12 protein-coding genes are annotated in these 11,096 nt (G+C 61.9%); 10 read left to right on the forward strand and 2 right to left on the reverse strand.

Annotated features, from left to right (window positions below):
* Positions 1–455 (reverse strand): hypothetical protein (locus ACYYKW_RS25835; RefSeq protein ID WP_464991523.1); only part of this gene is annotated, 455 nt, incomplete at its 3' end.
* A 73-nt stretch (positions 456–528) separates the two neighbouring features.
* On the opposite strand from ACYYKW_RS25835, the gene ACYYKW_RS25840 reads away from it, so the two are divergent.
* From ACYYKW_RS25840 to ACYYKW_RS25885, 10 genes are all read left to right on the forward strand, one after another.
* On the forward strand, positions 529–1,140 hold the full coding sequence (locus ACYYKW_RS25840; protein WP_090283170.1) for a transposase: 612 nt from the start codon (positions 529–531) through the stop codon (positions 1,138–1,140).
* 59 nt (positions 1,141–1,199) lie between these two features.
* Positions 1,200–2,798: a ShlB/FhaC/HecB family hemolysin secretion/activation protein gene (locus ACYYKW_RS25845; protein WP_464991524.1), complete on the forward strand. Its 1,599-nt coding sequence runs from the start codon at positions 1,200–1,202 to the stop codon at positions 2,796–2,798.
* 15 nt (positions 2,799–2,813) lie between these two features.
* The gene (locus ACYYKW_RS25850; RefSeq protein ID WP_464991525.1) at positions 2,814–4,613 is read left to right on the forward strand and encodes a DUF2341 domain-containing protein; all 1,800 of its coding nucleotides are present in this window, start codon (positions 2,814–2,816) and stop codon (positions 4,611–4,613) included.
* Positions 4,614–4,624: 11 nt separating this feature from the next.
* Entirely contained in the window at positions 4,625–5,050 is a 426-nt protein-coding gene (locus ACYYKW_RS25855) for an ExbD/TolR family protein (protein WP_007915482.1), read from the forward strand.
* A gap of 3 nt (positions 5,051–5,053) precedes the next feature.
* Complete coding sequence (locus ACYYKW_RS25860) at positions 5,054–5,758, forward strand: energy transducer TonB family protein (RefSeq protein ID WP_090283173.1); 705 nt, start codon at positions 5,054–5,056, stop codon at positions 5,756–5,758.
* 54 nt (positions 5,759–5,812) lie between these two features.
* Positions 5,813–7,510: a putative porin gene (locus ACYYKW_RS25865; RefSeq protein WP_090283174.1), complete on the forward strand. Its 1,698-nt coding sequence runs from the start codon at positions 5,813–5,815 to the stop codon at positions 7,508–7,510.
* Between the two features lie 17 nt (positions 7,511–7,527).
* The gene (locus tag ACYYKW_RS25870) at positions 7,528–8,157 is read left to right on the forward strand and encodes a DNA repair protein (protein ID WP_464991526.1); all 630 of its coding nucleotides are present in this window, start codon (positions 7,528–7,530) and stop codon (positions 8,155–8,157) included.
* 17 nt (positions 8,158–8,174) lie between these two features.
* Positions 8,175–8,645: a YbjN domain-containing protein gene (locus ACYYKW_RS25875; RefSeq protein WP_464991527.1), complete on the forward strand. Its 471-nt coding sequence runs from the start codon at positions 8,175–8,177 to the stop codon at positions 8,643–8,645.
* A complete protein-coding gene (locus ACYYKW_RS25880; RefSeq protein WP_464991528.1) occupies positions 8,642–9,589 on the forward strand; it encodes a peptidylprolyl isomerase in 948 nt (315 codons plus the stop codon). Before ACYYKW_RS25875 ends, ACYYKW_RS25880 begins: the two co-directional genes overlap by 4 nt.
* A gap of 186 nt (positions 9,590–9,775) precedes the next feature.
* Positions 9,776–10,756 carry a substrate-binding domain-containing protein gene (locus ACYYKW_RS25885; RefSeq protein ID WP_464991529.1) on the forward strand — a complete coding sequence of 327 codons (981 nt, stop codon included), beginning with the start codon at positions 9,776–9,778 and terminating at the stop codon, positions 10,754–10,756.
* On the opposite strand, the gene ACYYKW_RS25890 is transcribed toward ACYYKW_RS25885, so the two are convergent.
* Positions 10,701–11,096: hypothetical protein (locus ACYYKW_RS25890; protein WP_464991530.1), on the reverse strand; the 396-nt coding region annotated here is incomplete at its 5' end. The two genes, ACYYKW_RS25885 and ACYYKW_RS25890, sit on opposite strands and share 56 nt — an antisense overlap.

The raw sequence follows: 11,096 nt of genomic DNA on the forward strand, positions 1-11,096 counted from the left end.
AGAGGGAGCCGATCTGCTTTGGCTTTGAAAATCGCGTACGACTCGGTATCCCAGGTCGGCGTAGCACTCGCATTCACCCCGGTCAGTCCCCTCTCCCTCTGGGAGAGGGCTAGGGTGAGGGGCTTTTGATTTCCAAAATTCGCGTTCGACTCGGTATTGCATGTCGGCGTATGCCTTGCAATCACCACGGTCAGTTCCCTCTCCCTCTGGGAGAGGGCTAGGGTGAGGGGCTTTTGATTTCCAAAATTCGCGTTCGACTCGGTATTGCATGTCGGCGTACGCCTTGCAATCACCACGGTCAGTTCCCTCTCCCTCCGGGAGAGGGCTAGGGTGAGGGGCTTTTGTTTCTGGCTTCTCCCACATTGGTTTTCATACACCTGAAATCCCTGCCAGCCCATCTCCTGTAATGAAGCTTTTATGACAAAAGTTCGGTAGCACATAGCCAGTCCGGTCATGCCTATGTAACGCGCTTGAGGGGCCCTTCGGGGTGCACTTTGCAAGCCGAGGCGGGACGCCGGGAGTGAGGCAATGGGGACTATGGAACGCTATTCGAAAGTGGGCATGCAGGAGCTCGATCAACGCTTGTCGAAGATCGTCGAGGCGGCGCGCAAGAAGCCGGTGTCGGTGTATCGCTACGGCGCGCCGTGGGTCTGGATTGTTTCGCAGGATGACTGGCAGGGCGCTTTGAAAGAGGTGTCGAGTTACATTCCGCCGGGGCATTCGCTGGTTTTGCTGCGCCCGCAGATCGACGATTTGCTCGATGCCCACCGCGAACTCCTGCACGACCTCAACGCCGAGCCGGGCATGCTGATTCCGGCGCAAACGGTGATGCACATCCTGCTTTTGCAACTGCTGTATTCGGTGCCCAGCGAACAGCAGCTCTACGAACAGCTCAATTACAACCTGCTGTTCCGCTGGTTCGTCGGCCTCGGTCTGAACCAGAAAGTCTGGAGCTTCAGCGCCCTCAGTCGCGACATCGCCACGCTGCTCAACGAGCCGCGCGCGGTGCTGCTCATTCAGAAAATCATCGGCGAAGTGTTCTGCGGTGCGTTGCTGCAAATGCCCGAGTTCTCCTTGAACTTCGCGCTGTTGCACACCTGGCTGGGCAAACATGCCTGCGCCCCGCACGTCGGCAACTAACAGCGGCAACACACCGGGCGCTGTAGCGCCAACAGGTCATCGCGAATTCAGGGGGTAGTGTGGAACCGATTTTCAAGTCACGGCTGGCGCTGTGCGGCTGGCTGCTGGTGACGGCGGGCGTGCAGCCGGCGCTGGCCGAAGAGGGCGCTGCACACGCCGCAGCGCCGCGTCTGGTCGACGTCAACGAATACTTCGTACGTGGCAATACCGTGCTCGATGCGCGGGCGATCGAGGAAGCGGTGTATCCGTTTCTCGGCCCGCAAAAAGCCCTCAGCGATATCGAAGGTGCGCGCGACGCGTTGCAGAAGGCTTATCAGGAGCGCGGTTATCAGTCGGTGTTCGTCGAGCTGCCGGAGCAAGCCGTGGCTGACGGCATCGTCTATCTGCAAGTCAGCGAAACCAAGGTTGGCCGCGTGCGTGTGGTCGGCGCCAGGCACTATTCGCCACTGGACATTCGCGACAACGTGCCGGCGTTGAAGGAAGGCGAGGTGCCGGACTTCGCCAAAGTCCAAGGCGAACTGGCGCAGCTCAACAAGACCCCGGGGCGCCAAGTGATGCCGCTGGTGCGCGAAGGTCAGCGCCCCGGCACCATGGACGTCGATTTGCAGGTGGAGGACCAGAACCCGTGGACCGCCAGCGTCGGCCTCAACAACGATTACAGCGCCGACACCGAAAAGCTGCGCACCGTCACCAGCCTCGGCTACAACAACCTCTGGCAGCTCGGCCACAGCGTCAACCTGACGTTCTTCACCGCGCCGCAGGAAACCGACAACGCCAAAGTCTGGTCGGGCTCCTACACCGCGCCGCTGACCGAGCGCTGGAGTGTGCAATTCTCCGGTTATCAGTCCGACAGCAACGTCGCCACCATCGGTGGCAGCAACGTGCTCGGCAAGGGCCACAGCTACGGCGTCTCGGCGATTTATACACTGCCGTCGAGCGGCAACTGGTCGAACTCGCTGTCGGCCGGTATCGACTTCAAAGACTTCGACGAGCGCCTGACCCTGTCCGGCGAGAGCGACAAAGTCCCGCTGCAATACGCGCCGTTCACCTTCGCCTACAACGGCTATCGCTACAGCGACAAAAGCCAGCTCGGCCTCGGTTTGAGCCTGGTCGCGGCCACGCGCAGCATTTTTGGCTACGGCAGTTCCGACGAAGATTTCGACTACAAACGCTACCGCGCCAAACCGAGCTTCGCCGTGCTCAAGGGCGACACCAGTTACACCTGGACCTTCGACAGCGATTGGCAGAGCGCGACCAAAGCGGCGTTCCAACTGGCCTCAGGCCCACTGGTTTCCAACGAACAATTCTCCGCCGGCGGCGCGACTTCGGTGCGCGGCTATCTGGCTGCCGAACGCACCGCGGATGACGGTTACCTGCTCAGTCAGGAACTGCGCACACCGTCGCTGGCGAAGTTCGCCGGCACCTGGATGCAGGACTGGCGCTTCTACGCCTTCGCCGAAGGCGCACAACTCTATCTGCGCGACGAACTGCCGGATCAGGACGCCAACTACGCCCTGGCCAGTGTCGGCATCGGCACCCGCGCCAGCCTGAGTAAATGGCTGTCCGGCAGCCTCGACTGGGGCTACCCGCTACTCGAAGGGCCGAACACCTCGAAACAGGAATCGCGCCTGCACTTCAACCTTCAGGCCACTTTCTAACCAGGAGCACTTTTCATGCAGCGCCTCATTCTTTCCCTGTTGATCTGCCTGGGCTTCGTGCTCCCGGCCACGGCTCAGGCCTGGTGGCAGGACGACTGGCATTACCGCAAACAGATCGCCGTCGACACCACGCCGCAGGGCGCGGCGATCAATCAGGCGCTCGGTCGCACGGCGCTGCTGGTGCGTTTGCACACCGGCAACTTCACCTTCGACGGGGTGAAAGAGGACGGCTCGGACCTGCGCTTTGTCGCCGCCGATGACAAAACCGTGCTCAACCATCAGATCGAAAGCTTCGACGCGCTGATGGGCATGGCGCTGATCTGGGTCGACGTGCCGAACGTCGAGGGCGGGCAGCGTCAGGACATCTGGATGTATTACGGCAATCAGAAGGCGCCGGCGACCGGCAACGGCCAACTGACCTTCGACCCGAATTACACCGCGCTCTACCATTTCGACGGTGCCACCGGCACCCCCGCCAAAGACACCACCGCCTACGGCAACACCGCGCAGAGCGCGACTGGTGCGGCGATTGACGGCGTGGTCGGGCGTGCCTTGCAGTTCAGCGGTCAGCCGTTGCTGCTGCCGGCCAGCCCTTCGCTGCAGCACAACGCTGGCAGTGCGTTCACTTTCAGCGCCTGGCTGCGTGTGGATCAGGCCAGTGGCGAGCAACTGATTCTGGCTCGCCGCGAAGGCACGCAAAGCCTGCTGATCGGTATTAGCCAAGGTCTGCCGTTCGTGGAAATTGACGGCCAACGCGCCGCTGCCACCCAGGCGCTGACGCCCGCGCAATGGCAACACGTCGCGCTGACCGCCGAAGGTTCGAAAGTCACCCTGTACATCAACGGTCGCGAGAGCGCTGCGTTGGCCCAGGCGATGCCGGCGTTCAACTCGGTCATGGCCATCGGTGCCGATCTGCACGAAGGGCCGTTCCAGCCGTTTGTGGGCGCTATTGATGAGCTGCGCCTGTCGAAGGTCGCCCGTCCGGCCGCGCTGCTGTTGGCCGATGCCACCTCGCAGGGTGCCGAGTCGAAGCTGGTGGCTTACGGCGTCGATGAAGAACAGTCCGGTTTCGGTTTCGGCAGCCTCGGTTTCCTGCTCAATGCGGTGCCGGTGGACGCCTGGGTGATCATTGCCGTGCTGGTGCTGATGATGTTCCAGTCGTGGATCATCATGCTGCGCAAGAACCGCACCCTCGGCCGTGTCACCGCGGCCAACGAAGACTTCCGCACGCATTTCGCCAAGGTCGGCACGCGCCTGGAGATGTTCGCCGACGACACGCAACTCGCTCAGCGCCTGCAACATTCGTCGCTGTGGCGCCTGTATCTGGTGGCGGTCAAAGAGATCCGCACCCGTCGCGAGCAGGGCGCCGATACCTCGTCGGTTTCGGCAGCGACCATCGAGGCCATCCGCTGCTCGATGGACGGTGTGCGCACCCGTGAGAACCAGCAACTGAGTTCGAAACTCTCGACCCTGTCCAATGCCATCGCTGGCGGCCCGTACATCGGCCTGCTCGGCACGGTGCTGGGGATCATGGTGGTGTTCCTCGGCACGGCGATGGCCGGTGACGTCAACATCAATGCGATCGCACCGGGCATGGCCGCCGCCTTGCTCGCCACCGCCATGGGCCTGTTCGTCGCGATCCCGGCGCTGTTTGGCTACAACCGCCTGATCACCCGCAACAAGGAGGTCAGCGCCGACATGCGCGTGTTCGTCGACGAATTCATCACCCGTCTGGCGGAGATGCATGGCGAGAGCCAGTTCAGTGAATCCACGCATGCGCGCGGCCATCACGCCAACCATTCCGTACCGGCCTGAGGAGCACTGACATGGCGTCCGTAAATGCCTCCCACGACGATGACGAAGATGCCGCAGTGGACAGCATCAACATCACGCCGCTGGTCGACGTGCTGATGGTGGTGCTGGTGATGTTCATCCTCACCGCCACCGCGCAGGTCTCCGGGATTCAGATCAACCTGCCCAAGGCCAGCGCCTCGGTGTCGCTGTCGGAAGCCAAGACCAAGGCGATTTCGGTAAATGACGGCGGCCAGGTGTTTCTCGATGCCTACCCGGTGACCCTCGCCGAGCTGGAAGAGCGCCTGCGCATAGAGAAAGCGCAGAGCCCGGATTTCCCGGTGATCGTGCGCGGCGATGCGACGGTGCAGTACCAGAAAGTCATCGAAGTGCTGGATCTGTTGCGCCGGCTCGAACTGTCCCAGGTCGGTCTCGTCACCGGCAAACCGAGTCAGGGCTGAGTCATGACTGCACAACTTCCGATCGAGCCCTTGCCGGTGAAGAAGTCGCCGCTGCGTTATGCGAAGTGGGGCGCCGGTCTGCTCATCGCTGCTTTGGCTGCATGGTTCCTCTGGCAGTGGGCCAACGACATGGCCGGCGTGCGCCGCGAAGCGCCGAAGGTGCCGACGATCATTCCGTTGCCGCCACCGCCACCTCCGCCGCCGGAAAAACCGCCGGAGCCGGAAACCCCGGTGGAAGAAAAAGTCGTCGAGCCCGAGCCAACGCCCGAGCCGCAAGAGGTCAAGCCCGAGGAAGAAGCGCCGCCATCGCCGGCGGACGATCTGGCCAACCCGATGCAAATGGACGGCGATGCGCAAAGCGGCAGCGACGCCTTCAACATCGGCGCGGGCAAGGGCGGCGGCATGGCCGGGGCCGGCGGCGGGCGTTTGGGCACCGGCACGTACAGCCAGTTCCTCGCGTTCACCTTCCAGCGCTTGCTACGCGAAAACCCGGAACTGCGCAACCTCGCGTTCTCGTTGCAGGCGGATGTGTGGCTGAGCAGCGTCGGCGAGATCACCCGCGTCGAGCTGATCAAGTCCAGCGGCAACCCGCAAATCGATACCCAGGTGCTGGCCGCGCTGCGTGGCGCGCCGGCCCTTAGCGAACGGCCTCCGGCCTCGATCACTTTGCCCGTGCGCCTGTCCCTGCAAGGGCGGCGTCCGGGTTAACCCAGCCTGTTTATTGCCAGGCCTTCGAGCTTGGCCAAAAGGAGTTGTGTGCAGATGATTTCCAATGTGAATCGATTGTCCCTGGCGGTCGGCATGGTCGTTGCGACCCTGGTCGGTCAGGCCGTGGCCGCGCCGGCACCGTCGGAGAACGCCACGATCAATCTGATCCGCTTGCTGGTCGAGCAGGGCATTCTCAAACAGGACAAGGCCGATGCTTTGATCGCTCAGGCGCAGAACGAGGCCGTCCAGGCCAGGCAGGCCGCCGCGACCACGGCGGTTGCGGCCGGACCGGTCGCCGCACCGGGCGATGTCCGTGTGCAATACGTGCCGGCGGCGGTGCGTGACCAGATCCGCGATCAGGTCAAAGCCGAGGTCATGGCCACCGCGAAACAGGAAAACTGGGCGGCGCCCAACAGCTTCCCGGAATGGGCTGCGCGCATCAGCTTCGACGGCGACATTCGTCTGCGCAACGAATCGCGCTACTACTCGGACAGCAACAGCAACGAGATCGTCGACTTCGCCAAGCTCAACAACAACGGCCCGTATGACGTCAATCCCAACAGCAGCACCAGCCTGCCGCCGCTGCTCAATACCCGCGAAGACCGCACCAACCAGTTCCGCATTCGCGCACGGCTGGGCATGAAAGCCGAGATCTCGCCGCAGTGGACCGCCGGCATTCGCATCGGCACCGGCTCGGACAACAACCCGGTCTCGACCACGCAAAACCTCGGCGGCGGTTTCGCCAAGAAAGACATCTGGCTTGATCAAGGTTATTTGAACTGGAAGCCGAGCGATGAGCTGACCCTGACCGGCGGGCGCTTTGCCAACCCGTTCATGTCCACCGACATGCTCTATTCAAACGACTTGAATTTCGATGGCGTCGCAGCGCTGTTCGATCACAAGCTCAACCGCGACTGGGGCGTGTTCGGCACCGTCGGCGCGTTCCCGGTCGACTACACCAACGACACCGCCAGCAGCAACGGCTTCGACAAGGAAGAGAGCGACAACAAGTGGCTGTACGGCGCGCAGATCGGCGCCAAATGGGCGATCAACAGCAATAACCGCTTGAAAGGCGCATTGGCTTACTACCGCTTCGACGATATCGAAGGCCAGCGCTCGGCGCCTTGCGAACCGTGGGCCGGCGCCCCTGGCTGTGACAGCGATGGCAGCCGCGCGGCGTTCATGCAGAAGGGCAACAGCGTGTTCCTGCTGCGCGACATTACGCCGAACCCGCTCAACCCGACGACCACGCCGCAACCGCAATTTGTCGGCCTCGCCTCGGAATTCAATCTGCTCGATCTCAATATGGTTTGGGATGCCGACCTGCCGGAAGATTTCAAACTGCGCAGCCAGGGCAACTACATCCACAACCTCGCCTACAACGAAGGCGACATGCGCAGGCGTTCGGCGGGGCAGATCGTCAACAACCTCGACAGCAACGGCGACCTCGAAAGCGGCGCCAACGCGTGGATGGTGCAGTTCACCCTCGGCAGTGCGCTGGACCTGAAAAAGCAGGGCGACTGGAACATGTTCGCTGGCTACAAATACATCCAGCCGGATGCCTTGCCGGACGGCTTCAACGACTCGTCGTTCCACCTCGGCGGGACCAACGCCAAGGGCTATTTCCTCGGCGGCAATTACGGTCTGGCGAAGAACGTTTACGCCACCGGTCGCTGGATGAGCACCGAGGCGGTGTACGGCGCGCCGTACGACATCGACGTCTTGCAGCTTGAGATCAACACGCGCTTCTAAAGCGCCGGGAGAGGCTTATGAAATCGCGATTCGTGTTGCTCGGGCTCGGCCTGTTGATCGCCACTGGTGCGAATGCCGAAGGCATGGAAGAACGCCTGCGCACGCAGTTGCGCAGCACCACTCAGCAGCTTCAGGCTCTGCAAAGTCAGCAGGCCCAGGCCAGCGCCGCGCAACTGGCAGCGCAGAACGAAGCCAAGGCGGCGCAGGCGCAGATCAAGCAGCTGACGGCGCAACTGGCCAAGGCCCAAGGCATTGCCGAGCAGCTCGCCGGCCAGCAACAGAGCCTGCATAGCCAGGCGCAGGCGCAAGTGGCGGCCAGCGTCGAGCAGACCGGCAAGTTCAAGAAAGCCTATGACGACTTGTTGGTCATGGCCCGTGGCAAAGAGGCGGAACGCGCCAGGCTTGAAGCGCAATTGAGCGAGCGTGACACACAAGTGCAGCAATGTTCAGCCAAGAATCAACAGATGTACGGCGTCGCCAAGCAGATCCTCACGGCCTACGAAAAAATCGACGTCGCCGAGGTGATGAAAATCCGCCAGCCCTTCGCAGGGAGTGCGCGGGTCAAGTTCGATGAATTGGCTCAAGGCTTCGGTGACGACCTTTACAAAACTCAATTCGATGCGCCGCAAGCCGCGCGCGCCCACTGACAGGCAAGGAAGAAGCAATGACTCAACTCATCAGCCATGTATCGCCACAATCTCTGACCGAGGTGCTGCAAGCCGCCGGTTATCGCGTCAACCAGACCGAGCAGAACGGCATCGTGCAGTTGCTCAGCGCCAGCCAGGGCATCGGCTACGCGGTGCGGTTCGGCAACCCGGCGGCGGAGCAGGGCAGCTACGTCGACTTCACCTTCAGCTGTGCGCTGCGCGTGCAAGGCGAGTTGCCGCCGGGTGTGGCCGAGCAGTGGAACGCCACCCGGCGCTTCGCGCGGTTGTCGTTGCAGGGCGAGTTTCTGGTGATGGAAATGGACGTGGTGCTGGCCGCTGGCGTGAGCCACGATCATCTGCGCGGCAATCTCGAATTGTGGGATCGACTGTTGCAGGAATTCATCGTCTACCTGCGTGATTTCAGTCAGGCCACACAGGCCGCTACCGCCAAAGCGCCAGTCGCCGAGCAAGAGGAAGTCGCGCTGTGAAAAAGCCTGCCGTGGTGATCAGCGCCGCTGCGGTGGCGCTGTTGGTGGTGGCCGTGGCGCTGGTGCTGCGCCCGGGCTCTGACCCGGTTGCCGCCCAGCAATCGTCGCCTGTCGCGGCGGTTGCTGCGGGGCCTGCGGTGGCGCGGTTGGGTAATCAGCAGGTTTCGCCAGACGAGTTACAGGCGTTGCTGGCGACCGTTGCGCCCGAAGCTCGGGAAAAGCTGCACGGCAACCGTGAGGCGCTGGAACGCTGGATTCGCACGCGTCTGGCCGAAAAAGCGGTGCTGGAACAGGCTGACGCGCAGGGTTGGGCGCAGCGCCCGGAGATCGTACGGCAGACCAGGGCGGCGACTGAGCAGATTGTCTTCCGCGATTATCTGCGCTCGGTGAGTCAGGTGCCGGCGGACTATCCGAGTGCGGCTGAAATTCAGCAGGCGTACGAGGCGGGCAAGGCCAATTGGCAGACGCCGGCGCTGTATCGGGTCAGTCAGATTTTCCTTGGCGTCAGCGACGCTTCGACGCTGGAAACGGTGCGCAAACAAGCCTTTGAATTGAGCAAGAAAGCGCAGGCCACACCAGCGGAATTTGCCGCACTGGCGACGCAGTATTCGCAGGATCGCGTCACGGCGGAGCGGGGCGGTGATAGTGGGCTGCAACCGTTGCAGCAACTGGTTCCGGAGGTGCGTGGCGCCGTCGCCCAGCTCAAGGTCGGCGCCGTGTCTGATCCTGTGCAAAGCGCCGCTGGTTTTCATGTGATCAAACTCACCGAACAGCAACCGGCTCGCACCGCGACGCTGGACGAACTGCGCGATCAACTGACCCAGGCCCTGCGTGCACAGCGCCAGGAACAGATCGCCCAGGCGTACCTGGACGGCATGCTCAACACCGCCACGCTGAGCATCGACGGCGCCGAGCTCAATAAAGTCCTGGAGGAAAAACACTGATTTCACCTTCACTGAGTAACCTGTGGGAGCTGGCTTGCCAGCGATGGCGGCTTATCAGTCACCCATGATGTTGGATCTGCTGGCCTCATCGCTGGCAAGCCAGCTCCCACAGGATCTCCACTGGGTTCAGAAATAGTTAAAAGTGCTGGAAGCCACCAAAATACAAAGATCGACAGGGAGTCATCAATGTCATTCACCGAACCCGCAGGACGCGCCGGCACCAGCGATTACCGCTCGCCTGAACACAAACAGGAAACCTGGCTCAGCCACGCCGCCGCCATCGACAGCGAAGTCGCGCAGTACTTCCTTGTCAGCGCCCGTTGCGGCTGTTTCATGCAAGCGGCGCGGAGTCTCAATGTGCGCTCGACGCTGCTGCGCAAACAACTCGCGCAACTCGAACAGCAATTGCAGCACAGTCTGTTCAGCTTTCAGGGCAGCGCCTTGAGCCTGACCCGCGAAGGCCAGCAACTTCAGGCTCGACTGATCACCCTGGCCTTTGAGCGCAAATTGCCGGTGATCGAACAGCCGCTGATTCGTCTCGCGGTGGCCGAATCGATCCTTCACGACATTCTCGGCCGCGACCTGATCGCGCTGCTGCGGCGCAACGCCAGTGTGCGTCTGGAGATCATTGCGCTGGACAGCGAATTGTCATTGCGCGCGGTCAGTGCCGACATTGTTCTCTGGCTCGCCCACGGCTCAACTCCGCATCCTGGCCCGACCTTTGCCACGAGCGAACCGCAGCGGCTGGCCTGTCTGGATTACCTGCCGCACATCGCCAAACGCTATTCCCGCGTGACCGCGCGCCCGGAAACGCCGGACGATCTTGCTGATTTCATGTTGGTGCAGTGGCAGCACGATCGGCAGATCGACAGCTTTCGTCCGTGGAATGAACTGGTCGAGCAGCGCCTGGCGGGGGTGGTGCAGATGCAGTCGTATGAATTGATGCTGGAGATGATTCGCTGCGGCGCGTGCATCGGGTTGTTGCCGGCGTACATGAGCCGGTTTGATCGGGGGGTGATTGCGTTGCCTGGGCTGTTTGCCGAGCCCATGCAGTTGCAGGCCTGGCTGGCGGTTAGTGCTGAGTCTGAGCGGGTGCCGGAGGTGCAGACACTTACCGAGCTTGTTCGCCATACCTTTGCTGAGCGGCGTGAATGGTTTCAGCCTTGATCACCGGTAACTTGTGGGAGCGAACCTGCTCGCGAAGGCTTTCATCACTGATGAGGTGTTGATACACCGCGAACCCTGTGGGAGCTGGCTTGCCAGCGATGGCGGCCTCTGAGCCGACAAGTTTCTGGCTGATGTACTCAGTTCCAATGTGGGAGCCAGCCTGCTGGCGATGGCTTTCTTTCAGGCGCTGGTTTTTCTGATTTTTGAGTACATATCCGTTGCTGCGGTCACGGCTACTTATGGTTCCGCTCTTACAGCGGGTCACCTTTTTCAAACGCCAAAAAGGTAACCCAAAACGCTTGCTCCTACGTACGGCCCTCGCAAGCTCGGGTCCCTTCGC

The organism is Pseudomonas sp. 15C, assembly GCF_055484735.1.